Raw genomic sequence first — 25,955 nt, 5'->3', positions numbered from 1 at the left:
GTAAGGATGGTCAACCACACTCGAACGAGCGTGCGAACAACTTCAAAACAGATGGCCCGCCGCGACTGGCATCGCGACGGGCCGGATGTCCGACTAATAGGGAGTCGAACATGCGTCAGCATACCTATGCGCAGGTGACGTCGTGAGCATCGAAGCGATCACGTGGGCGCTCGAACGTGCCGACATTCCGTCCCCCACTCCTCCCGGCATGCCCTCGGCGCCGGCGCTGACAGTAGTGCTACTCGGCCTGGCCAATCATGCGTCCCGACATGGCGCGGATGCGTATCCGTCCGTGCGGACGCTCGCCGGGTACGCCCGCATCAGCGAACGTCAGGTACAGCGTTGCCTGAAGGCGCTTGCCGCACTCGGCCTCATTTCCAAAGGCGATCAAGAGCGGATTGCGGCGACTATTCCTCGCGAAGACCGCCGTCCCGTCCTGTACAACCTGTCGATGAATCGGGGTGACACGTCGTCACCCTGCAGTCCCGAACGAGGTGACAAGGTGGAGCGCGACGGGGTGACAGGAATGACCAAGCGGGGTGACACCCCGGTCACCCGAACCGTCCTTGAACCAAGAGATGAACCCGCTGCACTCCCCCACCCGAAAAATCGCACCGGCGACGCAACACGCGAGCAGCAGCCATCTCCCATCGACCGACTGGCCACGGCGTGCCGCCGGGCCGGTCTGTCTGCACGGTTCGACACCCTGACGCCGGCGAAGTGCACCCTCGTCGAGCAATCGATCGACACTCACGGCGTAGATGCTCTCGTCCGCGCCGCGCTCGAACGCCATCGACCGTGGGACCCAGCTCGCTCCGCAGCAGCATGGATACCGCTCTGGCAGTCACTGCAACCGCCCCGTCAGAAGCTCCCGCCACGATGCGGTCGGTGCGACGAATATGGCTGGTTACCCGATGACGACCTCGGGCGAGCGGTGCGGTGCCCATGCCGCCGAACGACGTCGCATAGGATTCCCACCTCACCTCAGGAGCCAATGTTGTTGGCATCGTGAGTGTGCTCTCCCCTGTCGGCAGAGAGCCGACACCGTAGTTGCCCTCATAACAACAGATTCCAATCGACTCGACGGTGCTGCGGGAGATGTGACACCGCCGTGAATCAGGCATCGCAGATTCCCCCGCTCGGTACCATGAGCCCGTATTTCGTGGAGACGAGCGGCGGTATGCCACGGAGGATGTGAAGCAACTGGCACCCGAAAAGATCCAGCGTCATCCGAAAGCAGTGTGCGTGGTCGGGACTGGCGCGATCGGACATACGGTGATTGACGCTCTGCACGCCGGCTCGGTGCCGGACGTAAGCCTCACGGCCGTGTTGAACTCACGAAGCGGCCCTGAGGAAGCCGCTGCTGCGTTCGACGCTGCTGACATCGTGGTCGAAGCTGCCACGGTCGATGCAGCCCGGACAGTGCTACCCGACGTGGTGAAGCGCGGTAAGGACATCATCGTCTGTTCGTGTGGAGTCTTCGCCGACCGCGGCTTCGAGGTGGAATCGTTCGGCTCCGGACCAGGCCGTGTACTGCTCCCGACGGGCGCGATCGGCGGCTTCGATGTTCTGGCCGCAGCGGCACGAGCAGGAACACGTGACGCACGCCTGACCCACACGACGATCAAGCGACCCAGTGCTCTCGGCATCGAAGAAAGTCTGGATGTGGAACGGGAGGTGTTCCGAGGATCGGCCAGGGAAGCGGCGCTGACTTTCCCTCGAACCTCGAATTCGTCGGTGGCTCTCGCGCTCGCGACGCTCGGGCTCGATCGGGTCGAGGTGGTGGTCGTTGCCGACCCGGATGCCACCAGTACACGCCACGTCGTCGAGTGGGAGTCACCGCTGGGCCGGTACGAGTTGATGTTCGAGAACGCGATCGACCCGGCGTCGAGTGGACGCACGTCTTCGATCACTGCGTGGTCGGTGATCGAGGTTCTTGCTGCGTTACCGCTCGGGATCGGTCCCGGCGCGGTCGTGCTCGGGCCTCCCTATAGGTCGTAGCCGACGTCGGCCCCGACGCTTCGAGGAGGATTAGTCGCTTTCGCGTGTTTGGACCAAAATTTCGGGACGAAAGTCCCCAACGCCTGGGCGGAATCGTAACCACTTCTGTCACATTCGTGTTTCCTGATAGTTGCCCGGGTAGCGGAGCGTGAACGAGTCCTGTACACAGTGTGAAACAACACATTTCACAGGTGAAGGTGTAACTCCCTACCGGGAGTGGCAATTCGGTTTCACCTGACCTACTCGCACCCTGGAGCAGCCTGTGACGACATCATCGCTTTCGGACCGACCGGCACGGGTACTTTTCCTCGGCACTCCCTCCAGCGCTGTCGCACTCGACAGGTGGACAGAACTGCAGGATCGCCTCGACCTCGCGGGGATCGAGACCACCACCGCTTTCGAAGGCGAGGTGGACTACGCGATCCTCACCGAGGATATTCTCGACGGCTACTGCACCGCTGCGGAGGCACTCACCCTGCAGAAGCTCCGTGCTCGCGGGATCACATGCGCAAGCACTTGCACCGGTCCCGAGCAGCTTCTCGCTGCGCTGGCGGAAACCTCCGCTGACGTTGCTTCGGTGGTACCGATCTCGGCGGCCAGGGCACGCACTTACGGACGCGCTGTAGGCAACGCGGTCTAACCACGGAACGAGTCGTGCGCGTCGGTGGACATCCACCGACGCGCACGATTACTTTGGACAGCTCTCTACGGTGAGGGCATCCCGCCGTTGACGTGGATCGTCGCCCCAACCACGTAGCTCGATTCGGGCGACGCCAGGAACACGTACGCCGGCGCCAGTTCGGTCGGCTGCCCGGCCCGCCCGAGCGGGGTGTTCTGGCCGAACTCGGGCAGTTCTTCCTTCGGCTGGCCGTCCGAGGGCTGGAGGGGCGTCCAGATCGGTCCGGGCGCAACCGCGTTCACGCGGATACCCTTCTCCGCCAGCTGGGTCGCCATGTTCTTCGTGAAGTTGTTGATTGCGGCCTTTGTCGATGAGTAGTCGATCAACGCCGGTGACGGCTGATAAGCCACGATCGACGTGGTGTTGATGATCGTCGAACCTGGCTGCAAGTGCTTCAATGCAGCACGCGTGGTGCGGAACATCGCGAGGATGTTCACCTGGAAGGTCTGCTCGAGCTGATCGTCGGGCAGGTCGTCCAACCCCTCGACTGCAATCTGCTTGCCAGCATTGTTGACGAGGATGTCCAGTCCGCCGAGCTGCTCGACCGCCTGGTCGACGACGTTGAAGCAGAACGAGGCATCCGTCAGATCGCCGGGGAGAGTGACTGCCTTGCGACCGCTTTCGGTGATGATGCGTGCGACATTTTTCGCGTCGGGTTCTTCGTCAGGCAGATACGAGATCGCGACGTCGGCGCCCTCCCGGGCAAAAGCGATGGCCGTGGCTGCGCCGATGCCCGAGTCACCCCCGGTGATCAGCGCCTTACGACCTTCGAGCCGGCCCGTGCCTCGGTAGGAGAACTCGCCGATGTCTGCCTTGGGCACCATGTCGGCGTCGAGGCCCGGCTCGGGTTGATCCTGCTTCGGAGGGGATATGGACGGGTAGCGGGTAGTCGGATCTTGAAACCTCAGTTGATCGGTCGTATTGGTGTGTACGTCTTCTTCAGCCATGGATACCCTCCTGTGGATCGAGGTTGTCTTCAAATGGGTAGGCGCCGCTAATATTTATGCCTTCCCATGGCAGTGAGGACGCAAACCCTCAAAGTCACGATTGTCTATGACCGTCCTTCTAGACCAGATTCCGAAAGTCCGTTGCTTCATAACTTGATTGATCGCAGCGATCTGAACGGTGGCAGACGAAACGCGTTGGAGCGCGCGGTCACCGGCCGGGAGATCGAACACTGGCGCACGCTCAGCACCCGAACCACGGCAGCGACGGTAGGCGAGGCGACCAAAGGAGCGCAGAGACCGATCCGACGTTGCTGCGGATAGGATCGGATCGCATAGAAACTGAGAGTTATTCACCGACGCAAGCGAGGGAGCCCAGGCCAGACCGAAACATGCTGCACGCCGTCCACAACAACGACGAACTGCAGACTGCCACCGAGCTGGCTGGCGCTAAGCAAGTGCGAGCGGACGTAAATGCTGTGCAGCTTCGTCGCCCCATAGTAAAGACTTCTGTGCACAATCAGGGTAGGTTCACTCATCACTCCGCCGGGTTACTCAACCTGCGTGCCCTCGTGTGGGTGAAGAAATAATCCTTGCCTTTTGCCCTATCGCGACGGCACCAGCGGGCACGTCGGTTAGCACAATGGCGCCTGCTCCGATGTACGCGTCATCGCCTACGGTGATCCCGCCTAGGAGGACGGCATTCGCCCCAATGGTCACATTGTTGCGCAATTGAGGGGCCGCATTGTCCTTTTCACCAAGAGTAACGTTCTGGTGAATTTCACACCCGTCACCGATGGTGCTTTTCCAGGAGATAACAATCCCCTGACCATGGCGCAGTATCAATCCGGGGCCAATTTGCGTCTGTAGCGGCAAAGAGATTCCCATAACGATATCCACAATGACGTAATAGACCGGATGGTAGAGACGCCGGACTCGGGGAGGTAGCGCCTGTCCGAGTCGGAATAGTTTCATTACTAAGCGGCCTTTCGCGCTGCCTTGGTTTGCAACAAGGTCGGCCTGAAGCGCGTGTCGATTGAAAGCCATGCACAGAATCTTGCCGGATTTCATCCTGATCGGCATTACAAGTTCTCCGCACGCAGACTAGGTCAACGGTAGAAGGCCCCGCCGGAAGGGCATGCGAGTAGCCTCCCGGCGGGGCCGATCGTCACCGTGCAGGGGACGGCGACAGCTTGAGACACTACCGCGAAGTTGATCTTGGGGCGAGGACTGTTTCGCCCGAAGATCAGTACGCGCCTTCGCTGGCGACGACCGCCTTCACCGTCTTGATGATGATCAGAACGTCGGAGACCATGGACCAGTTCTCTACGTACGACAAGTCCAGACGCACCGACTCGTCCCACGACAGATCCGACCGGCCACTGACCTGCCACAGGCCCGTCACACCCGGACGCACCAGCAGGCGACGCTTGACCCGACCGTCGTAGCTCTCCACCTCACGGCGCAGCGGCGGACGCGGACCCACCACGCTCATCTCGCCGCGCACGACGTTGATGAACTGCGGCAACTCGTCGAGGCTGAAGCGACGCAGGACTCGACCCACACGGGTGACGCGCGGGTCCTCCTTCATCTTGAAGAGCAGGCCGGCGCCCTCGTTCTGATCGAGCAATTGGTCGACCAGCTTGTCGGCGTTCTGCACCATCGAGCGGAACTTGATCATTCCGAACGGAGTTCCGTCGAGTCCGATGCGCTCGGCCCTGTAGAAGATCGGGCCGCCGTCCTCGAGCTTGATCAGCAGCGCGACGACAGCGAAGACCGGAGCGAGGCACAGCAGCGCGGTGAGCGAGAACGCGAGGTCGAACAGACGCTTCCCGCTGCGCTTGGCGCCGTGATAGCTCGGCTTCTCCACATGGATCAGCGGCAACCCGGCGACCGGACGCATCTCGATGCGCGGGCCGGCGACGTCGACGACGCCGGTCGCCACCACCAGATCGGCGCGCTCGGGTTCGAGCTGCCACAGCAGGTCGCGGATGCCCTCGTGACCGAGGGTCTCGGTGGCGGTCACCGCGACGGTGTCGGCACCCGAGGCACGCAACGCTTCGACGACGGTGTTCTCGTCGCCGTGGATCGGGATCTGACGACCGTCCACATCGATGCTCTCGCCCGGCACACCGGAATAACGCGGCACGCACACACCCACGACGCGATAACCCTCACCGCTGCGACGCTGGAACGTGCTGGCCATGTGACGAACTGCGCGAGCACCGCCCACTACCAGCACCGACGTCGTGAACTCGCCCTTCCGGCGACGGCGTGCGACGGCCCTCCGCCAGACCCACCGGAAGAACAGCAGACCCGCCAGACCGACGGGCAGAGCGATGGCCAGATAACCGCGGGCGAGCTCCATCCGGAAGATGAGCGCCACGATGGCAACGAGGCCGAAAAGATTGAGCGTCGCCGAAACGACGCGCTGATATTCCTCGAAGCCGGCGCCGATCACCCGCCTGGAGCGTGTACGGAACAGAGAAAGAAATGCGATCCACGCGGCGCCGAGCGCAACGGAGATCAGCGTGTAACTCAGCGTTCCGATGCCGTCCATGGTGACGAGTGAGTCCTGACCGAACCGCACCACATGCGCGAGCGCGACAGCCAGCACGACGACCAGAGCGTCGGTGACGAACAGAGTGTTGACGTAGGACTTCTGCCAGCCCCACCTGGTGGACATCCGATTACCGGCCGGAGCGTCAGTACCGGCATCGACACGTGAAATGCTGTGCACAGCATCGTAGTTCGCTGGACGAACTGTGGTCATGACGGAAGAACCCTCATAGTGTGTCTCCTCCCCGAGACGCTTCGACGCTCGAGCACCTCCCTGCACTCGGACGTCGACAACCCCGTATATCGAAGCCGCGTCCTCCGTAGCGGCTCCGATACGTTATGCGATTGAGATCGTCTCACAGAACTGTTGCGTGCGCGCGACAACAAAAGGGAAGTTATCGAGAAACTCATCCGTGGGTAGCGTGCTCGGGGTCGAGATTGAGGCGCCGGAGCGTCTGCGCGTTGAGCGCCACGACGATCGTCGACGCCGACATGAGCACCGCGGCGAGAGCCGGCGAGATCGCGACACCGGCGAAAGCGAGCACACCGCCTGCCAACGGAACGGCGACGACGTTGTATCCGGTTGCCCACAGCAGGTTCTGCCACATCTTGCGGTAACTCGCGTGCGAGAGTTCGACGATCGACAGCACCGCTCGCGGATCGTTCGCGGCGAGGACGACGCCGGCCGACTCGATCGCGACGTCCGTGCCCGCTCCGATCGCGATGCCTACGTCGGCCCGCGCGAGGGCAGGCGCGTCGTTGACCCCGTCGCCGACCATCGCGACGGTGTGCCCGCGCTTCTGCAACTCGGCGACCTTCGCGTCCTTGTTCTCCGGCAACACTTCGGCGAACACTTCGTCGATGCCCAGATCGGCGGCCACCGCGTCGGCCACCTGCTGGGCATCACCGGTAATCATCGCGACCGTCACGCCGCGCGCATGCAGAGCGTCGACGGCCTGCCGCGATTCGTCGCGCACGGTGTCCTCGAGCGCCACTGCTCCGAGTACCCGCCCGTCGGAGGCGACGTGCAGCACCGATGCGCCACGTCGTACCCATCCGTCGGTGACAGCAGCGACGTCGTCGGGCACCGACAGTTGCAGGGAGCTCAGCATGGACGGTCCGCCGATCGTCACCTCCACTCCGTCGACCAGTCCACGCACGCCGCGGCCGGGCAACGAGCGGAAGTCCGTCACTGCCATTCGCTCGGCCGACGGCACGCGGGCATGGGCGGCAGCGACGATGGCTCGCGCGACCGGGTGCTCGCTGTCGGCTTCGACCGCTGCTGCCAGGGCGAGCAGATGATCCTCGTCCGTTCCCGCCGTCGCGACGACACCGGTGACCTCGTGCCTGCCCTGCGTGAGGGTGCCGGTCTTGTCGAACAACACCGCGTCGACGGTACGCATGCGTTCGAGCGCCAACCGATCCTTGACGAGCACACCCGCGCGAGCTGCGCGCTCGGTCGAGATCGCGATCACCAATGGAATTGCCAGACCCAGCGCGTGAGGGCAGGCGATGACGAGAACGGTCACGGTACGGACCACCGCTTCGTCGAGATCGCCGAGCAACGTCCACACGACGAAGGTGAGAACACCCGCGATCGCGGCGAAGTAGAAGAGGAAGGCCGCGGCGCGATCCGCCAAGGCCTGTGCGCGGGACGAGGACGCCTGGGCATCGGCGACCATGCGCTGGATACCGGCCAAGGCGGTGTCCTCCCCCACCGCCGTGATTCGCACCCGCAGCGCGCTGTCGGTGGCGACGGTGCCCGCGACCACCGTGTCGCCGACGTCGCGGGTGACCGTCTTGGATTCACCGGTGACCATCGACTCGTCGACCTCGGCGGTGCCGTCGATGACCGTGCCGTCGGCGGGCACACGTGCGCCCGCGCGCACGAGCACCACGTCGCCGAGAGCCACGTCGTGCAGCGGCACCTCGACCACACCGTCGTCGGTGACCTTCTCGGCGGTGTCGGGCAGCATCGCGGCCAGCGCTTCGAGTGCTCCGGAGGCCGACCCCAGTGCCCGCATCTCGAGCCAGTGACCGAGCAGCATGATGACGATCAGCAGCGCCAGTTCCCACCAGAAGTCCAGGTCGAAACCGCCGACCTCGAGAGTCGTGGCCCACGACGCGACGAAGGCGACCGTGATGGCCATCGCGATCAGCAGCATCATCCCCGGTCGGCGGGAACGTAATTCGGCCCAGCCTCCGGTCAGGAACGGCACGCCGCCGTAGAAGAAGATGACAGTGCCCAGCACCGGTGGGATCCACTCGATGCCCGGAACATCCGGAAGGTGATAACCGAAGAGCTCGGCGACCATGTGGCTGAAGACCACGACCGGCACCGACAGGACCAGACTGACCCAGAACCGTCGCCGAAACATCTCACCGTGCGCGCCGTGCCCCGCGTGACGATCGTGGCCGGCGTGCTCGTGGGTGTGTTCGTGCACATGCTGGGACATCGACAGCTCCTGACTCGGCCGGCGGGACGACCCCGCGACGCGGATCGGCTACAGAGTGGTCAACAACTGACGCATCGTGTCGATTTCCTTCTGCTGGGTGTCGGCGATGGTGCGGGCCAGCTCGACGGTCGCGGGGTACTGCCCGTCCTCGATCTCGTCCTGCGCCATCTCGATCGCTCCCTCGTGGTGGACGATCATCTGCTCCAGATACAGGCGGGCCGCGTCGACACCCTGCGCGTCGGACAGTGCCTGCATGTCCTGCTCGCTCATCATCCCGTCCATGTGCGGCATATCGTCCATACCCGGCATGCCCGAGACAGACGGCATGCCGGACATGTGGCCGTTCATTCCAGGAGCGTCGTCACCGCGCATGGGCATGCCCCATTCCTCGAGCCATGCCTCGAACTGCTCGATCTCGGGTTGTTGCTCTGCCTTGATCTGCTCGGCCAGCGCCCTCACCGGCTCCGGGATGCCGTCCTTTGCCAGCAGCATGTCGCTCATCTCGATGGCCTGCGCATGGTGCGGGATCATCATGCGCGAGAACATCACATCGTCCTGGTCGAACCGCGCGGAGTTCGTCTCGGCGGATGTCGGGGCCGAAGTGGCGGTCGCCGTGGTTGCTTCGTTGCCACCGGAATCACTGCACGCAGACGTCGTGAATGCCACTGCCAGCGCGATCGCACCGGCGGCCAGAGCCTTCTTGTTCATGGCATCCACCCTCGCGTGTGCGCTCCCGGGTTCCGGTGGAGATCTCATGAAGATTTGCTCAAGAAGTGCGGGCACATCGTCAGCACCACGGCGGGTGGTGATGATGGATGCCATGCCTTCCTCTGTTCGCCCGACGGGACCATCCGGCGGATCCGCACCCGCCCCGAACTCGACCGGCCGGATGCGAGCCATGGTCGTCGAGGACGAGGAGTCGTTGGCGAATCTCGTGGGTTCGTATCTCGAACGCGACGGCTTCGACGTGACGATCACCGGCGACGGATCCGAGGCCGTGACCCTCGCGCGGCAGGTCGACCCCGACATCCTGGTGCTCGACCTCGGCCTACCCGGACTCGACGGTGTCGAGGTGTGCCGGCAGCTGCGAACCTTCTCCGACGCGTACGTCGTGATGCTCACCGCGCGCACCGAGGAAGTCGACACCCTGATCGGCCTGTCCGTCGGAGCCGACGACTACCTCACGAAACCGTTCAGCCCGCGCGAACTCATGGCCCGCATCCAGGCCATGCTGCGTCGTCCCCGGACCGCCGCGCCGATCGCAGCCTCTCCGGACCGACAGGACCGCGTGTTCGGAGATCTGTCCATCGACGTCGACGGACGCGAGGTCACCGTGTGCGGCACACCGGTCGCGCTCACCCGCACCGAGTTCGACATCCTCGCCGCCCTGTCCCAGGACCCCGGCGTCGTGTTCACCCGCGCACAGCTCATCGCGGCCGTGTGGGGGCAGAACTGGGTCGGCGACGACCACCTCGTGGACGTGCACATCGGCCATCTGCGCCGCAAACTCGGCGACGACGCGAACCGGGGACGTTTCGTGCGCACCGTCCGCGGCGTCGGCTACCGGATGGGAACAGGGCGATGACGTCCCGCTCCCCCACCGCGACGAGTTTCGGCACCCGCCTGTTCCTCGCGTTCGTCGCCGTCGTCGTCGGATGTGCCGTCAGCGCATGGCTGGTCGCGTCCGCTCTCGCTCCCGGGATCTTCCACGACCATCTCGGACAAGCAGGGATCGATCACGATTCGAGCCAGGCCGCCCACGTCGAAGAGGCCTTCACCTGGGCCATCGTTCTCGCGTGGGGTCTGGCGGTCGCGATCGCGGTGCTGTTGGCCTCGGCGGTCAGTTGGTACATCGCGCGTCGCATCCAACGGTCGCTCGATACGGTAACCACCTCTACCGCGCAGATCGCGGGAGGTCGTTACGACACACGCGTCCCCGGCCCCGAGCTCGGCCACGAATTCGACGAACTGGCAACCAGTTTCAACGAGCTGGCACGACGCCTCGAAGCCACCGAAATCACAAGGCGCAGAATGCTCGCCGACCTCGGGCACGAAATGCGCACACCCATCGCCACACTCGACTCCTATCTGGAAGCACTCGAGGACGGCGTCCGCACTCTCGACGACGACACCCGGCAGATTCTGCGAGCCGCCACCCACCGGCTGAACCGCCTGGCACAGGACATCACCGCGGTCTCCCGGGCGGAAGAGCACCTCACCCGCATCCATCGGGTGCCCACTACCACCGGCACCCTCGTCGCCACGGCGGTCGACGCGGTGCGCGAGCAGTACGACGGCAAAGGCGTGACGTTGCAGGCCGAGGTCGTCGAATCTGCGCCGGTGACGGTCGATCCCGACCGGCTCGGACAGGTGCTGGCGAACCTGCTGGACAACGCCCTACGGCACACCCGGGAAGGTGGCACCGTCACCGTCGCCACGCGCATACTCGACCGCGCGCGGACAGAGATCACCGTGACCGACACAGGCAGCGGAATCTCGTCCGATCACCTCGACCATCTCTTCGACAGGTTCTACCGCGCGGACACCGCGCGCGACCGGAACCACGGCGGCACCGGCATCGGGCTGACGATCGCGCGGGCACTCGTCGAAGCCCACGAGGGTCACATCCACGCGCACAGTGACGGACCGGGCTGCGGAGCCCGGTTCACTCTGGAACTGCCGACGGCGAGTCAGGCGTAATTGGACAGGACGAACTCGGTCAGCCCCTTCCGGACCGCTTCGACCGCATGCTTCTGCCCGCGCTTCAGCACGAAGCCGGGAACCGGAACCTTCGGTTCGAGCGACATGGTGACGTGCACCCGGGTGCCGCGCGCAATCTGTTCGAGGGCGTACTCCCCGTCCTGGCTGCGCTGCATCCCACTCTCGACGAGCGTCCACGACGTCGAACTCTCCGTCCACGAATGCTCGATGGTCTGGGTGTCGGAGAAGCCGAGCAGCGACAGGGTCATGCGGATCCGGAGCGGCCGGCCGTCGTCGTCCCGGGTGAGTACCTCGACGCTCTTGTGGGCCGACGACCACTCGGGGATGCGCTCGACATCCTCGAGGGCGCGCATCACCTGCTCGGGTGTGGCGTCGATGTCGAAACGGTCGGAGACGCTGGCCGCCATGTCGGATCCTCCTCGTCGGGAAACGCGGTACAGGGACCAGATGCCCCCGGATACCGCACGGCGAAACCCTGCCGATGGTGCCGGCGGGGTTCGGTCCGTGCTGTCGATCAGCTGTCGACGCGCACCTCATCGCCGGTGATGAGGAAGGTCATCAGGTCGGTGCCGACGGTCAGCGGGCCGTCGTAGTTCTCGCGGGTGCGTTCGACGAGCATCTCATCGGAGATGCCGGGGACGCGGCCGGGGATGCCGTTGACGATGTGGCTGTAGACCGCCATCTTCGGCTGGGTCTGCTCGAAGATGTCGCCTGCCTGCTGCGGGTTCGTGTGATGCGCGTACACGCTGGGGAGCGCCGACGGATCCTCGAAGTCGGCGACCTCGTGCACCAGCACGTCGACGCCTTCACCGAACTTCAGGACGTTCTCGGTGGGAACGGTGTCGCCGCTGATAAGCACCGACTTGCCCGCATAGTCGACGCGATAGCCGACCGCCGGCTGGATCGCACCGACCGGATCGTGCTCCACGGTGAACATCGTGACGGTGACGCCGTCCTGGTCGAAGACGACGCCGTCTTCTGCGAACTCGTGCGATTCGATCGGCGTGGTCGCGGGATCGACTTCCTTGTCCGCGACGCGCACGTCGATGTCGTTGCGGTAGGTGCTCTGCATTCCGTCGCCGATGTTCCGGACGCCGACGGGTCCGTAGAGCTGGAAGGCGCCCTCGCGCCCACCGAGTGCCGGGACGTAGCTACTCATCCAGAGGTCGGACAGACCGTTGATGTGGTCGGAATGGAAGTGGGTGAGGAAGACGGCATCGACCTGACCGACCGGAACGCCGGCCTGCGTCAGGCGCACCGTGGCTCCGCGTCCCGCATCGAAGACGAGGTTCAGGCCGTTGGCCTGGACCAGCGTGGACATGCCGTAACGCTCGGTGCTCGGCACCGGGCTGCCCGTGCCGAGCAGCGTCACGCGCATTTCGCCCTCGGCAGGGGCGTCGGCCGCGGGGTGGGCGGAGTCCGAGGCAGAGCCGTCCGACTCCGCCGTTTCCTGCACAGTCTCCTGAGCAGCGGATTCTCCGGTGCTGCAGCCTGCGAGGACGAGCGCAAGCACACCCGACCCCACTATTGCCGCAGTGCGGAGTCGGCCGAATTCGAATGAGCGTCGTGACACCGGAGGTTCCTTCCGAGGGAACGAGAGATTCTGTACGCACTGCGTACGACATGAACGCTGTGCGTACATACTGTGCGGGTCATCACAGCGGAAAGTCAAATCACGGTTGGGTGTCGGAGATCGAGAACGGCCCCGGAGTCGAAACCCCGAGGCCGTTCCGATCGAACTGCGGTCAGTTCTGCATGAGGACCTGCTGGCTCTTCACCAGCGGATACGACGCCAGTTCGCTCCCGTCGAGGTCCTCTTTGTGCATGTCCACGCCGGTGATCTGGCTGTTCTCGTAGGTGCGGTAGTAGTAGATGCCTTTGTGGGTGTTGCAGCATGACGAGTAGATGGTGATCTCGTACTTGTCGTCGAGCCGAACACATCCGCGTTGTTGCTCCACGGAACCGAGGATGTGGAAGAACTGGCTGATCGCCTCGGACTCCGATTCGCCCGATACCGAATTCACCTTGGTGAAGGCGGCCTTGACGAAACGCGACATCGAGGACAGGTCTCCCGGCAACCCCACAGCACCGAGGCCGCGACTGTAGGTATCGAAGGGGATCTCCTTCGAGAAGCGCGGCTCGGGTGGATCGACCGACAGACTCATGTAGTTGTTGATGTTGAACAACTGGATGTCGAACGTCGGGTTGTTCGTGAGGACCTGGATCGGGTTGTCGTGGACCTTCAAGCCCTCGTCGACGGATTCGACGGTGATGGACTCGTCACGGTCGGAAATGATCCAGTGCAGTGGAGACGGCGGGAACTCCTCACTGAATGCGAGGTCGACGATGCGCACGTCCGATAGTGCGTCCCGTACCTGCGCGACGGTCTCGAACTGCCCGAGGACCCAGGGAATGAACTCGAACGACGCGACGTTCGTCCCGTCCTCCGATACGGGCTTGTAGTCGGCATTGTCGGGGAAGTTCAGCCCCGCCATGCTCAAGCCCTTCTCGTTGGTCGCGTCGTAGTAGAGCGGATAACCGTCGGCGACGGTCGCCATGCCGATCATGGCGTGATGAGTGTTCAGCGGGGGCACCTTGCGGAACTCGAAGGGGAAGTTTCGCGGCGTGACCGTCACCGCTTCCCGGTAGGAGAATTCGAGATCGAGATTCCGGCCGAAGTAGTGGTCCTTGGCAATGTAGTTGGCGGCTGTGCACATGCGACTACCTCCGAACGTTTCGTCCACGGTATCCGCCTGTGCATGTACTCATCGCGATTCGAGCCTTTCCGCAGCACGCCGCTTCAGTTCCCGAGCCGCATGCCGGTACGAGGACGGACGAGCAGGGAGCAGCCACTGCAGCAGACGGGTGGCCGGCCCGACATTCAAGCCGATCTCGTCGAGGACCTCGTCGACCTGCCGAAGAGAGAACGGGATGATGTTCGTACCGCGTGCCTGCTTACCCTCGGTGCGCTCGATCATCCAATCCAGTCGCGTACGGACGAACGCGCGGCGCTCCTCCACCGGCGGGATCTCACCACCCAGCATGTGGTTGACGGTCCACAGCGCTGCGGCCTCCGCACTGAGCGGACTGAACAACGACGATCCGTAGCCGACGAAGTACAGGTTGGCCACGTCGTTGGGCAGGATCTGGCGGTAGAGCAGGAAGTTGCCGTCCTCATCGAACAGGCGCGCCTGAACCTCCGCCTGGAGGAACGGCGCTTGCTGTACGAACCCGGTGGCGCAGACGACCACGTCGGCCGGCAGTACCGATCCGTCGTCGAGTTCGGCGACCGGCCTTCCGTCCTTCTCCCGCAGCACCGCGATGGACCTGCCTCGCCGCACCGAGATCGTGCCGGCCTCGACCTTCTCGTAGAAACCCTCGGTGGCGAGGCTGACCGCGTGACGGACGATCCGTTCGAACGAGCCCTCCGGCACCAGACCGGTCCGGTCGAGTCGCAGTTGCCGACGCGCGATCCTCTCGATGGCACCGAGCAGACCGTTCCGGACGAACTTCCCCCGTCCGATCAAAAACCGCCCGAATCCCCGCTGCTCGATGTGCTCGAACAACCCCTCGCTGAGACGAGTGAGCAGGATGTACTTGTAATTGAGCACGTTCGCGAGCTTGCGCGGCATCTTCCAGGTGACCTCGCGGGCCACGACGGCGGTGGACGCCGCCACCTCACTCAGCGCCTCTGCGACATCGCAGGACGACTTGCCGTACCCGACCACCAGCACGTCGCGGCCCGCTGCATCGGCGAGATCATGGAAATCCGACGCCGCACAGAGCCGTCCGCCCGCAGCCTCGTACTCCTCCTTACCTTCGTAGGGAGGAATGAACGGGTCGCAGAAGATGCCGTTGGCCACGACCAGATAGTCGTACTCCCCTACCGCGGTCTCGTCCGAATCGACGCTCCGGCTGGTGACCGTCCACCGTTCCGATTCCGGGTCCTGTTCCGCAGCGACCACTTCGGTGCTCAGACGCAGCAGGCGCCGGAGCCCGAAATGCTCGACGTAGTCCTCGAGATACCGCTGGACCTGTTCACCGGTAGGCCATTCCGGGTACTCGTCCGGCATCGGGAAATCCGAGAACGCATATGTGCCCTTGTTGTTCTGAGTGGTGACACCGGGATACCGGCGCGTCGCACTCCACACTCCGCCGACATCGGGGGTCCGATCGTAGACGTGGACGTCGAACCCGAACTCCGACAGAAGTTTCGCCGAACACAGGCCGGCTATACCCGCACCGACCACTGCAACGCTTCGTCCCCGGACGGTCATGCCTCGTTCGCCTCCGCAGAGTCCTCGGCGAAGAAAGCGCTCACCAATTGTTGGAAGCGCGCGGCGTGCTCGATCTGAGTCCAGTGCCCGCACTTGCCGAAGACGTGCAGTTGGGAGTTCGGGATCAGATCGAACATCTTCTGCGAGGCCGCAACCGGTACCACCCGATCCTCGCGTCCGTGCAGGATGAGCACCTCGTGTTCGATGGCGGCCAGGTCTTCATCGGGCACGATCTGCGCATCCAGCCACCGCTGCCGGGGCTCGGGGAAGACCTGCTCGAAGGCCTCCTGTGCGCCGGGTCGTGCGGTCGCCTTGTACCGCAATTCGGCCAGTTCGTCGGTCACCAGAGACCGATCGTAGGCCATGATGTCCATGATCTTCTTCATGTTCTCGACCGAGGGGGTGTAGCCCCAGAGCGCATCGAGTTCGGGTGTGAAGTCGAACTGCACGCCACCGGCTCCCATCAGCACGATCCGGCCGAGTCGCTGCGGGTGCCGGACCGCGAGGTGCAGCGCGAGGCCACCACCGAACGAGTTGCCGACCACGTGCACCTTCGGGATCTCGAGTCCGTCGAGGAGAGCGAGAATCTGATCGATCCAGGTATCGAAGATCTCGAACCGGACCGGATCGGGAAGGGTGGTGTATCCGAAGCCGACCAGGTCGGGAGCGATCACTCGACACTGTTCTGCGAGGACGGGGATCAACCCCCGCCAGTTGGCCCAGGCCGAGACACCGGCGCCGGAACCGTGAAGGAGCAGCACCGGAATGCCGTCTCCCTCCCCCACGTCGTGATAGTTGGTCTCGAATCCGCCGGTGCGGATGGTCTGCGCGACTTCGGGGTTGGTATCGACCTGCATCAGGACTCCTTGGAAGGGAAGACGGAAGCCACCGCGGCGAGCAGGTCGTCCTGCGGCCGTTCGGGAGAGGGGTAGGCCTGCTTGCTGTGCGACAGGCCGGTCTGCACGAGCATCTCGCACATCTTGTAAGCGACAACACCGGGATTGAGCACCGGCACGTCGAGGACGGTGGACAGGTGGGCGTGACTCTGGTGCATCGTCGTCGAGCCCAGAATGATGACGTCGGCGCCGTCCTCCGCGATCGCGGCCTTCGCCTCGCGCTCGAGTGCGGCAAAGACGAAGTCCTCCTTGCCCGCGAGCAGTTCGGCGGCGTCGGGGCGGACACCGATGTCACGCACGGAGGCAAGCCGGGACGTGATGCCGTTCTCGCGAGCGGCCTTGTGGTACAACTCGTGCCACTGCGGCCACATGGTGATCACCGAGAACTTCTTGCCGAGCATGCATGCCAGCAGCATGGTGGCCTGACTCGGTGCGACGACCGGGATGGACAGTCGCGAGCGCAGGGCGGCGAGTGCCGAATCGCTCATCGAGTTCACGCAGACCCCGACGTAACCCTGTTCTTCCGCCCGACAACCCGCGTCGAGCACGAAGGCGTCCGCGAGGGTCGTCTCGTAGGCGCTGTCGAGGGTGCCGCCGCCGTTGCGTGCCGAAACGAAGACATTCTCGAACGCGGGGTGCACGAAGTCACCGGAGAGCTGGGCAGCGAAGGCGTCCAACGCTTCCGGTGGAAGCGGAACGGGGACGATGTTCAGTACGCGCTTCACAGGTCGAGTTCCTCTCGGGTACGGGTCAAAGTGTCGACGACCGCGAACGCGATCGCCCGGGTCGCCATCATCACGTCGGTCACCGAGGCGACACCCATGCCGCCGAGACCCTCGTCGAGTTCGGCCGGGGCGCTTGCCGGCGGCCAGGGGTAACCGATTCGGGCGCAAGGGACTCCGAGACGACGGATCAGAGTGCCGTCGGTCTGCCCACCCAGCAACGGGGTGGACTCGTAGGGCCTGCCCTCGACTTCCTCCCAACCTCGCTGACAGCTCCGGATGATCCAGTTGTCGGGATCGGTCATGCCGCCCGGCAGGGATCCGTACATCTCCCAATCGAGTTCGATGTCGGGATGCCGCGCGCGCAAGGTCCGGATCATCTCGGCGAATTGGTGGCGCACCTCGCCGGGTGTGGTCCGCGGATTGACCCGCACATCGAGGTAGATCTCGGTCGCGGCAGACGGGAAGGCCGGCTTGTCGGGATTACCGGAACGGACCGCCGAGATCCAACCCTCCGGCAGAGTCGATCCGGACGTGTTGCGCGCGGTGTACTCCGGCAGCCAGGCCTCGATCTCCTGGATCACGGTGGCCGCGGGCACGATCGACGACCGGAAACCCTCCGTGCCGCGGCTGATACCGGCATATCCGAAGGTGCCGCGCACGGTCACCTTGAACCAGCACATGCCGGGTTCCTCCGGATACACCGCCCACCACGGCTTCAGCACGATCGCGTGATCGGGCATCATGCCGTGGGTGAGCAGATGGAACACACCGGAGCTCATGCCGACCTGGTCGCGATTGCTCATGCTCACCGGCATTCCGCCGCCGGCGAAGCCGATGGCGAGATCACCCAGCAGGGGCAGGTCGGCGTCGACGACCGCGTGCAGCACCTCGGTCAGTCCCGCCACCATGCACTTCGGATTGGAGGCACCGAGCCCGATCACCAGATCACCGTCGACCTTCGCCTCCGGAATCATGTCGGGCCGCAGCGACTTCCCTACCCACGGCACGTCGGCTTCGGGATCGATGTGGGTGTCGATGGGTGCGTACAAGAGCAGTCGGCTACCGCCACCACTGCCCGGTAACTCACCGATCGCGTTACCGGTGTGCTCGGAGATCGGTTGGTATCGGGCACCGATACCAACCTTCTCCTGGAGGTAGGTCGCCATGTACTCGGACGCAGGTCGCTCGCGACCGGTCGGGCTGTGGATGTTCACCAGGTCGACGAGCAGATCGCGGAACCGATCGGGATTCAGTTTCGCCAGAACCTTCTCGTACATCTCCCGCCGGGCGGGATCGAGTGTCGCAGTGTCGGTGGTATCGAGAGTGTCGGTCACGGTCGGCCCCCTTCGTCATGAACCTCGAAGCGATGCGCCAGTCCGACGCGGTCGGTCAGACACGTTGCAATGCGGACCAGCCCCTGGTCGGCATGGTGTGGTGCGATGATCTGGATGCCGAGGGGCAGACCATGTGCCCCTCGCCCGGCGGGTAATCCGACAGCAGGACATCCGGCGATGCTGGCGAGCTTGTTGAACACCGGGTCCCCGGTGCCGGACTCGATCGGAGGCGCCTCGCCCGGCGCCGCGAGAGTGACCAGCACATCTACCTCGTCGAAGGCACGACCGACGAACGCCCGGACATCCCGCAGCACCTGACGCGCCCGCTGAATCTCGCTCGGGGCAGCGGTGCGCCCGTCGTTCAGGAACCGATGCAGTTGCTCGGACACCCGCTCGACATGCGGACGAGCAATGCGGTCGGTGAGCGATGCGGACGCCTCGACCGCCATGATCAGGGTGTGTGCCCGGTCCAGTGCGTCCAACTCGTCGGGTACCGGCACGTCCCGTACCTCGGTGACGACCCCGCACAGGTTCTCCGCGAACTCGTCGAGCAACGCCACTGCGGCCGGGGTGGCCCGATCGGCCCACGGCGGCCGGATAATCCCCACCCGCAGGTTCCGCAGCGCAGGAAGAACAGTGGTCCGCGGGGTGGTGATCCCGTCAGTCGAAAGCGACTCGTCCACCGCCCCCAGCCACGCCGGATGGCGGGCGAACGCACCGACGGTGTCGAAGGTCAGTGCGACGGGCAGGACGCCGTCGAACGGCCAGCGCCCGTAGGTCGGCTTCAGGGTGAACACACCGCAGAACGAACCCGGTCGCAGGACCGAGCCCGCCGTCTGGGTGCCGAGCGCGAGCGGCACCTGACCGTCGGCGACCGCGGCGGCGGATCCACTCGACGATCCGCCCGGAGTCCGGTCGAGTCCGTGCGGATTGCGGGTCGCAGTGGGTCGGTAGGTAGCAAACTCCGTGGTGGTCGTCTTGCCGAGGATGACCGCGCCGTCCCGCCGGAGCCGGCGGACGACCTCCGCATCCTGGGGCGGCTGCCATCCGGACCACAGGTTCGACCCGTAACCGGTCGGTTGATCGCCGGTCTCGATGATGTCCTTGAGACCCACCGGAATACCGTGCAGCGGTGAGCGTCGCTGCTCTCCGTCTCGCGCCCGCGCCTGCTCGATCGCAAGGCCCGGGTCGAGGTGCGCCCAAGCCCCGACGACGTGGTCACGCTTCGCGATCCGGTCCAGACAATGTTCGACGGCGGAGACACTCGGGTGCTCGTCGGCGAGGATGTCCGCGATCGGGGAGACGGTATTGGACCCGGTCACGGTACTCATCCGACCTTCTGCGGTTCGTGGCCCCATCGCGACGGCGAACGGAAGGTCTTGACCTCCCAGTCGTCGGAGTCGATCGTGTCGCCTCCGTAGCCGATCTCGATTGCGAAGCCGGACGGTGTGCGCATGTAGAAGGAGGTGACGCCGTCATTGGTGTGCCGGCCGAAGGTCATCTGCAGCGCGATGCCCGCGCCGGTGACGAGATCGTAGGCGCGGCCCACGTCGTCGAGTGATGCCACCTCGATCATCAGATGGTTGAAGTCGCCACCCGTGAAGCTGAAGCACTCGTTCATCAAGGCAAGGCTGTGGTGTCGCGGATTGCAGTGCAGGAAGGTGGCATCCGCACCGTCCCAGACGATGTAGTCGGTGAGCCGGAACCCGAGGACCCGGGTGTAGAAGTCCACAGCCGCGGGGTAGTCCTTGCACATCAGGACCACGTGACCGAGACCGAGTTCACCGGTGACGAACCCACTGATCACCCCTCCCCCGGCAAGCGGGGTGTGGTCGATGGTGGGCCCGAAGACCACCTCGTTCGGGAAACCGTCGGCGTCGGTGAACCGGAACGCCGCGACGGCCAGTCGCTCCTCCGGCGAACCGGTATCGATCCACTCGACGTCGATGCCCTCCGCCGCGACCCGGTCCGCGACGCCGCGGAGCTCGTCGAGCCCGTCGACCTCCCACGTGATGGCCCGGATCCGGTCCTCGGATGCGGGGTACAACGCGATGCGGTGGTGATGGTCGTCGAGCCGAATCAGCAGCGGATCGGTGTCATTGTGCCGAGGTCGTGCCTGCAGTCCGAGCAGATCGACCAAGACCTGACGCCAGGTGTCGAGATCGGAGACATCGACACTCAGAGCGCCCAAGCGGGTGATGCTCATATCGTCCTCTGTTTCGAAAGGGGTGCCGCGAGCAGGCGGCTAGCTGGGAAGGAATTGCTCGGCGTGAATGCGCTCGGCGGGCAGGCCGAGTTCGACCAGCCGGTCGTGCGCGGCGGCGAGCATCGCAGGAGGTCCGCACAGGTACGCGGACGTACGCGGGTCGCGAACGTCGTCCTCGGTGAGGACGGTGACCGGGTTCCCGGTGAGGACCCCGCCGAGGGAGGTCGGCTCGTCGGACACCACCCGCACGTCGAGGGTGCGCATGAAACTCCGGCGGGCTTCGAGTTCGTCGAGATGGAACAGGTCCGCCTCCCGGGCGCATCCGAACACCAGACGGATCGGGTGGTCCTCGCGGGCGGTCTGCAGGTTCTCGAGCATGGACAACATCGGTGCGAGACCGGTGCCGCCGGCAATCATCAACGTGGGGCCAGGTTCGTCGGAGAGACCGAAACCTCCACTGGGTCCTTCGATTTCGATCGTGTCACCGACGGTGGCGACGTTGCGGAGATAGTCCGACATCGCCCCGGACGGCAGGACCCGGATCGTGAAGGCGAGCTTCTTTCGGTCGCGCTCCCCCGAGGCCATCGAGTACGAACGCCACTCCTCGGTGCCCGGCACCTGCATCCGGACGTACTGACCCGCGCGGAAGGCGAACCGGACGGACTTCGGCAGTTTGAGTACGAGCTCCACCACCGACTCTCCGAGCCAGGTAATCGCCCCGACCTTGGCGGTGGCGGCAACGAGCGGATACTCGTCCAGCATCGAGGCCGGATAGTCGAGTTCGACCTCACTGTCCGCGCACGCCACCGACTGGCACAACAGTCGCTGGCCCTCGCGGATCTCGTCTTGACGCAGAGAGAACACACGAGCCTGCGGCATCGCGAGGTCGCCACGAACGACCTTGCCGACGCACGTGCCACACGTCCCGACGGTGCACTGGCTGACCAGTCGGACCCCGGCGGCCGTGGCCGCCTCGAGCACCGTCGAACCGGCCGGCACGGACACCGTCTTGGTGCCGTCGGCGAAGGTCAGATCTACCGTGTGGACGACTCCGGCCTCGGACGCCGCCACCGCTTCGGTCGAGGTGATCGTCATGGGTCAGTCCTCGTCCAGGTACGGCGACTCGAAGAAACCGCGCGGGTGACGAGCCGCCATCTTGCGCCAGGCGATGATGGAATAGTCCATGTCGCACAGCATCTCGTTGTTCCATCCGTCGAAGCGGGTGTAGTGCTCCTCGGTGGCCTCACGAGCGAAGACGTCGCTGTTGTTGAAGCCCTCCAGCGCCAGCGGCAGCATGAAGTTGTCGTACTTGAAGTTGAACTCCGCGATCTCCTCGTCGGTACGGGCGCGAGTCGCGATGATCTCCCAGTACTCGTGGTGATGGTCGTCGATCGGGACGTAGAACTCGTACTGGACGTGGTCGGTGATGGGCCAGTGCTCGACCATCAGGACACCGGGGACCCACAACGAGGTGCGGAAGTAGTGCGGCACCGTGCCGCGGGCCTTCATGTTGACCTTGGGATTGTCGAGCACCGGCTGGTACAGGTCGGGGCGGTCGTAGCGGTTCATCACGCCCTTGGGACCGTCCTCGATGTCGATCTCCTCGGTCGCCGAGTCGGTGAGAGCGTTGACGCCGAGAGGCAGGGCACGGTCCAGAGCGACGAGAATCTGGTTGTCCCAGTGCACCAGCAGGTGGCCCGGGTCGAGACCGTTCTCGGCCGCAAGGCGCCAGTTGCCGACCAGCTTGCGGTGGATGCCGCGGATCACGATGCCCTCGTCGAGCAGGTGCGGCACCGGAGAATCGTTGGGATCGTTGGTGACCGGCGCAGGAAGGTCGCTGGCCAGCGGAGGCGGAGTCCCGAAGTCCTCCTCACCCACGAACACGTAGATGATCCCGTTGACCTCTTCCACCGGGTACGTCCGGATGCCGGCCTTCCCGATCAGCGAGTCGTCGGGATTGCCGACGATCGTGGTCAGGCTGCCGTCCTCGAGCCCGTAGGTGAAGCCGTGGTACCAGCAGGTGATGGTGCCTTCGGACAGGCACATCGGCTTCGCCGAGAGCTTCACGCCGCGGTGGATGCAGCGGTCGGATACGGCGTAGGTCTTGCCTGCACTGCGGCGCAACGCGATGTCGTGCCCGCCGATGGTGACGCCCTTGGCGCTGCCGTCCTCGAGTTCACTGGACAACAGAGCGGGATACCAGTGGTTGGCGAAGCCCCAGTCTGCCTGGACATACGGGGCGTACTGGCGGGTGACGCCCGCCGAGGATCCGCTGTGCGAGATAGCGGTCATGGGATGACCTCCCTGGAGGTGGTGGGTGGAGTTCGGTCGGCCCTGTGGGCTGAGGCGCGACCGCTGGGGGGACCCGGAAGCCGGGATTTCAGAGAAGTGTGGGGTGACACATCGCTGTGTCTGAAGCCACAGTATCGAAGTTTCGTGGAACGTCAATAGAAAATCCACGTAATTTACATTGATGACATGTGCGCAATCTTGATACCGTTGACCCGCGCGGCGCACCCCGCCGCGGGGCGATGAGCCCGGGCCTATCGCGGAAGACAGTGATGACCAGCGCAGACTCCGAGCCGACCAGCGACACCACGCCCCTGCCCACCGGCAGGCGTTGGCATCTCGCCGAGAACGCCTACGAGGACGCCCTGACGTCTTTCGAGTTCGCGATCCTCCAAGCCGAAGGCGGCTTCCAACGCTTCGCCATCCAGGCGATCCGGGCGGCCACAGACCTCGACCTGGCTTTCAACGAGATCGTCGCGCTGCACGTCGTGCGAATGCAGGAGCGCTCGAAAGACACCGCAACGATCGCCCAACTGACCAACCGGGAGGATCTGCCGAACCTGCAGTACAACCTCCGCAAGCTCGTCAGTCTCGGCCTACTGGAACGACGGAAGGCCGGCACCTCCTCCGTCTTCACCGTCACCGAGAAGGGCCGGGCCGTCACCGACCGTTACGCCCAGCTGCGCCGCGAGACCCTGGTGTCCAACCTCGAGGAACTCAGCGACATCACCACGAAGATGCGGCACGCGTCGCGATCGATGCAGGTACTGACCGGCCTGTACGAGGCCGCGAGCCGCGAACTCGCCACCCTCAACACCGCCGTGCTGTTCGAGCCGCTGGAGAACGGGTCGCGGTCACGCCGTTCGACGAAGCGCGCTTCCGACTGAGCCGCATCGCCGCGGTCGGACACTTACGCAAGAACGGCCCCGGAGTCGAAACTCCGAGGCCGTTTGTTCAAGTTGTTGGTCAGTAGGCGCCGTCGCTGGCGAGCACGGCTTTGACGGTCTTGCCGATGATCAGCACATCGCTCACCATCGACCAGTTCTCCACATACGACAGGTCCAGTCGCACCGACTCGTCCCAGGACAGATCCGAGCGGCCCGAGACCTGCCACAGCCCGGTCACCCCTGGGCGCACCAACAACCGGCGCTTGACCCGACCGTCATAGGCCTCGACCTCACGCCGCAACGGCGGACGCGGACCCACCACACTCATCTCCCCGCGAATGACATTGAGGAACTGCGGCAACTCGTCGATGCTGAACCGCCGCATCACCTTGCCGATACGGGTGACCCGCGGATCCTCTTTCATCTTGAACAACGGGCCGGCGCCCTCGTTCTGCGCCAGCAACGTGTCGACCATCTTGTCTGCATTGGTCACCATCGACCGGAACTTGATCATCCCGAACGGCGTGCCGTCGATACCGATGCGCTCCGCCTTGTAGAAGACCGGACCCCGATCCTCGAGCTTGATCAGCAGCGCGATGACCGCGAACACCGGCGCCAACGCCACCAGCGCCGCGCTCGCGAAGACGAGATCGAAGATCCGCTTCCCCGACCGCTTCGCCCCGTGATAGCTGGGCTTTTCCACGTGGATCAGCGGCAGACCTGCGACCGGGCGCATCTCGATGCGCGGGCCGGCCACATCCACCACACCCGTGGCGACGACCAGGTCGGTGTCGAGCGGCTCGAGCTGCCAGACCAGATCGTGCAAACCGTCGCTGCCCAAGGTTTCGGTGGCGGTGACCACCACCGTGTCCGCCCCCGACAGCTCGAGCGCTTCGACGACGGAGTGTTCGTCGCCGTAGACGGTGATCTCCCGGCCGTCGACATCGATCACATCACCTGGCGCACCCGAACAACGCGGCACGCACACGCCGACGACGCAATACCCCTCCCCGTCCTGACGGGCAAAGGTGCGGGCCATGTGCCGCACCGCCCGAGCACCACCGACCACCAGCACCGAGGTCTGGAACTCACCCCGAGCACGCTTGCGCGCGATCACCTTCCGCCACACCCACCGAATGAGCAGCAAACCGGCCAGACCCACCGGCAGAGCGATAGCAAGGAAGCCACGCGCGATCTGCTGGTTGGTGATGAGCGCGATGATGGCGATGGTGCCGAATACGGCGAGCGTCGCCGAGATGACCCGCTGATACTCGTCGTAGCCGGCACCGATCACGCGACGCGACCGCGTACGGAAGACGCTCAGCGCGCCCAGCCAGGCCACGATGAGGACGGCAGATACCACCGTGTAATCGAGCTGACCGCCACCTCCGGCGCGGAGTAGATCCTCGTAGCCGAAGCGGACGGTCTGCGCCAGGATCACGGAGAGGACCACGGTGATCGCGTCCGTGAGGCACAGCCTCTTCACGTACACGTTCTGCCACTTCCACCGGTTGACACCGGTGCCGGGCGACGCGTCCGCGGGCGCACGGTCAGGTGCGCGCCGCGGAGCGTCGGACGAGTCGAGCCCTCGATCATCGACCGTCGTCATCCCGCAGTCCTCCCCATGAATGTGTCTCCTCCCCGAGACAAAACTATTTCCCGACGAATCCGGCCCCGGCGCTGGAACCGGACTCGAGCGAGCGTTACCCGAACTATCCCTGAGAAATAACTGAGCGTTACGTGTGAATCGAAGTCTTGTCGCAGATCAGCCGGGAAATCCAGACCCTGTTCGGTAGCCGGTCATGGGATCGTGTCGCGTGTTCGGTTGAATCCCTTGGTCTTCGAGTGCATCTACCTGGTCGTAGTCCGAACGATGGGAATACGAGAAGTGATGATAATCACGTTTATGTGACGTTCTTTCCAACCCGGGACCCGATCGATTTCCCGAGATCGACGAGAGCCGGGCGCCGAATAGTGTTAC

The 25,955-nt window shown here is 64.5% G+C and carries 23 protein-coding genes; 6 read left to right on the top strand and 17 right to left on the bottom strand.

Features of this window, described 5'->3' with window-relative positions; all coding sequences use genetic code 11:
* Nucleotides 1-142 precede the first annotated feature (142 nt).
* The 3 genes from NVV99_RS10640 to NVV99_RS10630 all read left to right on the top strand — a co-directional run bounded on the left by NVV99_RS10640 (nt 143) and on the right by NVV99_RS10630 (nt 2,641).
* Complete coding sequence (locus tag NVV99_RS10640; protein ID WP_260782861.1) at nt 143-1,012, top strand: helix-turn-helix domain-containing protein; 870 nt, start codon at nt 143-145, stop codon at nt 1,010-1,012.
* Between the two features lie 182 nt (nt 1,013-1,194).
* The gene (locus tag NVV99_RS10635) at nt 1,195-2,001 is read left to right on the top strand and encodes an aspartate dehydrogenase domain-containing protein (protein WP_313906245.1); all 807 of its coding nucleotides are present in this window, start codon (nt 1,195-1,197) and stop codon (nt 1,999-2,001) included.
* 262 nt (nt 2,002-2,263) lie between these two features.
* Complete coding sequence (locus tag NVV99_RS10630; RefSeq protein WP_260782860.1) at nt 2,264-2,641, top strand: hypothetical protein; 378 nt, start codon at nt 2,264-2,266, stop codon at nt 2,639-2,641.
* A gap of 65 nt (nt 2,642-2,706) precedes the next feature.
* Here the strand turns inward: NVV99_RS10630 and NVV99_RS10625 are convergent, their stop codons facing one another.
* The 5 genes from NVV99_RS10625 to NVV99_RS10605 form a co-directional block, all read right to left on the bottom strand.
* The gene (locus NVV99_RS10625) at nt 2,707-3,627 is read right to left on the bottom strand and encodes an SDR family oxidoreductase (RefSeq protein WP_159417565.1); all 921 of its coding nucleotides are present in this window, start codon (nt 3,625-3,627) and stop codon (nt 2,707-2,709) included.
* A gap of 552 nt (nt 3,628-4,179) precedes the next feature.
* Complete coding sequence (locus tag NVV99_RS10620) at nt 4,180-4,707, bottom strand: serine O-acetyltransferase (protein ID WP_260782859.1); 528 nt, start codon at nt 4,705-4,707, stop codon at nt 4,180-4,182.
* Nucleotides 4,708-4,870: 163 nt separating this feature from the next.
* Nucleotides 4,871-6,310, bottom strand: a complete 1,440-nt coding sequence (locus NVV99_RS10615) for a sugar transferase (protein ID WP_313906244.1) — start codon at nt 6,308-6,310, stop codon at nt 4,871-4,873.
* A gap of 280 nt (nt 6,311-6,590) precedes the next feature.
* Nucleotides 6,591-8,639 carry a heavy metal translocating P-type ATPase gene (locus NVV99_RS10610; protein WP_260782858.1) on the bottom strand — a complete coding sequence of 683 codons (2,049 nt, stop codon included), beginning with the start codon at nt 8,637-8,639 and terminating at the stop codon, nt 6,591-6,593.
* A gap of 48 nt (nt 8,640-8,687) precedes the next feature.
* Complete coding sequence (locus NVV99_RS10605; protein WP_260782878.1) at nt 8,688-9,347, bottom strand: DUF305 domain-containing protein; 660 nt, start codon at nt 9,345-9,347, stop codon at nt 8,688-8,690.
* Nucleotides 9,348-9,537: 190 nt separating this feature from the next.
* Between NVV99_RS10605 and NVV99_RS10600 the strand changes: the two genes are divergently transcribed.
* Together NVV99_RS10600 and NVV99_RS10595 are read left to right on the top strand one after the other, a co-directional pair.
* Nucleotides 9,538-10,224, top strand: a complete 687-nt coding sequence (locus NVV99_RS10600; RefSeq protein WP_313906246.1) for a response regulator transcription factor — start codon at nt 9,538-9,540, stop codon at nt 10,222-10,224.
* The gene (locus NVV99_RS10595; RefSeq protein WP_260782857.1) at nt 10,221-11,339 is read left to right on the top strand and encodes a cell wall metabolism sensor histidine kinase WalK; all 1,119 of its coding nucleotides are present in this window, start codon (nt 10,221-10,223) and stop codon (nt 11,337-11,339) included. The genes NVV99_RS10600 and NVV99_RS10595 overlap by 4 nt, the downstream gene beginning before the upstream one ends.
* Here NVV99_RS10595 and NVV99_RS10590 read toward each other — a convergent pair.
* From NVV99_RS10590 to NVV99_RS10540, 11 genes are all read right to left on the bottom strand, one after another.
* A complete protein-coding gene (locus NVV99_RS10590) occupies nt 11,330-11,767 on the bottom strand; it encodes an SRPBCC family protein (protein WP_033096261.1) in 438 nt (145 codons plus the stop codon). The genes NVV99_RS10595 and NVV99_RS10590 overlap by 10 nt on opposite strands.
* A 107-nt stretch (nt 11,768-11,874) precedes the next feature.
* Nucleotides 11,875-12,816, bottom strand: coding sequence for an MBL fold metallo-hydrolase (locus NVV99_RS10585; protein ID WP_260782856.1), 942 nt, complete (start codon nt 12,814-12,816; stop codon nt 11,875-11,877).
* Nucleotides 12,817-13,105: 289 nt separating this feature from the next.
* On the bottom strand, nt 13,106-14,077 hold the full coding sequence (bsh, locus tag NVV99_RS10580) for a choloylglycine hydrolase (protein WP_260782855.1): 972 nt from the start codon (nt 14,075-14,077) through the stop codon (nt 13,106-13,108).
* A gap of 48 nt (nt 14,078-14,125) precedes the next feature.
* Entirely contained in the window at nt 14,126-15,637 is a 1,512-nt protein-coding gene (locus NVV99_RS10575) for an NAD(P)/FAD-dependent oxidoreductase (RefSeq protein ID WP_260782854.1), read from the bottom strand.
* Nucleotides 15,634-16,494 carry an alpha/beta fold hydrolase gene (locus NVV99_RS10570; protein ID WP_138844418.1) on the bottom strand — a complete coding sequence of 287 codons (861 nt, stop codon included), beginning with the start codon at nt 16,492-16,494 and terminating at the stop codon, nt 15,634-15,636. Before NVV99_RS10570 ends, NVV99_RS10575 begins: the two co-directional genes overlap by 4 nt.
* Nucleotides 16,494-17,258 (bottom strand): aspartate/glutamate racemase family protein, encoded by a 765-nt coding sequence (locus tag NVV99_RS10565; RefSeq protein WP_138844420.1) that lies wholly within the window; start codon nt 17,256-17,258, stop codon nt 16,494-16,496. Before NVV99_RS10565 ends, NVV99_RS10570 begins: the two co-directional genes overlap by 1 nt.
* A complete protein-coding gene (locus NVV99_RS10560) occupies nt 17,255-18,592 on the bottom strand; it encodes a M20 family metallopeptidase (protein WP_254704656.1) in 1,338 nt (445 codons plus the stop codon). Before NVV99_RS10560 ends, NVV99_RS10565 begins: the two co-directional genes overlap by 4 nt.
* Nucleotides 18,589-19,923, bottom strand: a complete 1,335-nt coding sequence (locus NVV99_RS10555) for an amidase (protein ID WP_260782853.1) — start codon at nt 19,921-19,923, stop codon at nt 18,589-18,591. Before NVV99_RS10555 ends, NVV99_RS10560 begins: the two co-directional genes overlap by 4 nt.
* Nucleotides 19,920-20,798 carry a VOC family protein gene (locus NVV99_RS10550; RefSeq protein ID WP_060650427.1) on the bottom strand — a complete coding sequence of 293 codons (879 nt, stop codon included), beginning with the start codon at nt 20,796-20,798 and terminating at the stop codon, nt 19,920-19,922. Before NVV99_RS10550 ends, NVV99_RS10555 begins: the two co-directional genes overlap by 4 nt.
* A 39-nt stretch (nt 20,799-20,837) precedes the next feature.
* Nucleotides 20,838-21,893, bottom strand: coding sequence for a 2Fe-2S iron-sulfur cluster binding domain-containing protein (locus NVV99_RS10545; RefSeq protein ID WP_138844426.1), 1,056 nt, complete (start codon nt 21,891-21,893; stop codon nt 20,838-20,840).
* Nucleotides 21,894-21,896: 3 nt separating this feature from the next.
* Nucleotides 21,897-23,090, bottom strand: coding sequence for a Rieske 2Fe-2S domain-containing protein (locus tag NVV99_RS10540; RefSeq protein WP_138844428.1), 1,194 nt, complete (start codon nt 23,088-23,090; stop codon nt 21,897-21,899).
* 269 nt (nt 23,091-23,359) lie between these two features.
* On the opposite strand from NVV99_RS10540, the gene NVV99_RS10535 reads away from it, so the two are divergent.
* A complete protein-coding gene (locus NVV99_RS10535) occupies nt 23,360-23,974 on the top strand; it encodes a winged helix DNA-binding protein (protein ID WP_260782852.1) in 615 nt (204 codons plus the stop codon).
* Nucleotides 23,975-24,053: 79 nt separating this feature from the next.
* On the opposite strand, the gene NVV99_RS10530 is transcribed toward NVV99_RS10535, so the two are convergent.
* On the bottom strand, nt 24,054-25,583 hold the full coding sequence (locus NVV99_RS10530) for a sugar transferase (RefSeq protein ID WP_260782851.1): 1,530 nt from the start codon (nt 25,581-25,583) through the stop codon (nt 24,054-24,056).
* Between the last annotated feature and the right edge of the window lie 372 nt (nt 25,584-25,955).

It is taken from the genome of Rhodococcus sp. PAE-6, from assembly GCF_025290685.1.
Lineage (GTDB): Bacteria > Actinomycetota > Actinomycetes > Mycobacteriales > Mycobacteriaceae > Rhodococcus > Rhodococcus pyridinivorans.
Note: the sequence above shows the minus strand (reverse complement) of the source record. Positions and strands in the feature narration are given on the sequence as shown.

Coding starts and splice junctions, on each gene's coding strand:
- NVV99_RS10620 (WP_260782859.1), bottom strand. CDS start 4,707: ATGCCGATCAGGATGAAATCCGGCAAGATTCTGTGCATGGCTTTCAAT.
- bsh (WP_260782855.1), bottom strand. CDS start 14,077: ATGTGCACAGCCGCCAACTACATTGCCAAGGACCACTACTTCGGCCGG.
- NVV99_RS10555 (WP_260782853.1), bottom strand. CDS start 19,923: ATGAGTACCGTGACCGGGTCCAATACCGTCTCCCCGATCGCGGACATC.
- NVV99_RS10550 (WP_060650427.1), bottom strand. CDS start 20,798: ATGAGCATCACCCGCTTGGGCGCTCTGAGTGTCGATGTCTCCGATCTC.
- NVV99_RS10610 (WP_260782858.1), bottom strand. CDS start 8,639: ATGTCCCAGCATGTGCACGAACACACCCACGAGCACGCCGGCCACGAT.
- NVV99_RS10575 (WP_260782854.1), bottom strand. CDS start 15,637: ATGACCGTCCGGGGACGAAGCGTTGCAGTGGTCGGTGCGGGTATAGCC.
- NVV99_RS10570 (WP_138844418.1), bottom strand. CDS start 16,494: ATGCAGGTCGATACCAACCCCGAAGTCGCGCAGACCATCCGCACCGGC.
- NVV99_RS10625 (WP_159417565.1), bottom strand. CDS start 3,627: ATGGCTGAAGAAGACGTACACACCAATACGACCGATCAACTGAGGTTT.
- NVV99_RS10590 (WP_033096261.1), bottom strand. CDS start 11,767: ATGGCGGCCAGCGTCTCCGACCGTTTCGACATCGACGCCACACCCGAG.
- NVV99_RS10615 (WP_313906244.1), bottom strand. CDS start 6,310: ATGTCCACCAGGTGGGGCTGGCAGAAGTCCTACGTCAACACTCTGTTC.
- NVV99_RS10595 (WP_260782857.1), top strand. CDS start 10,221: ATGACGTCCCGCTCCCCCACCGCGACGAGTTTCGGCACCCGCCTGTTC.
- NVV99_RS10535 (WP_260782852.1), top strand. CDS start 23,360: ATGACCAGCGCAGACTCCGAGCCGACCAGCGACACCACGCCCCTGCCC.
- NVV99_RS10600 (WP_313906246.1), top strand. CDS start 9,538: ATGGTCGTCGAGGACGAGGAGTCGTTGGCGAATCTCGTGGGTTCGTAT.
- NVV99_RS10540 (WP_138844428.1), bottom strand. CDS start 23,090: ATGACCGCTATCTCGCACAGCGGATCCTCGGCGGGCGTCACCCGCCAG.
- NVV99_RS10605 (WP_260782878.1), bottom strand. CDS start 9,347: ATGAACAAGAAGGCTCTGGCCGCCGGTGCGATCGCGCTGGCAGTGGCA.
- NVV99_RS10545 (WP_138844426.1), bottom strand. CDS start 21,893: ATGACGATCACCTCGACCGAAGCGGTGGCGGCGTCCGAGGCCGGAGTC.
- NVV99_RS10530 (WP_260782851.1), bottom strand. CDS start 25,583: ATGACGACGGTCGATGATCGAGGGCTCGACTCGTCCGACGCTCCGCGG.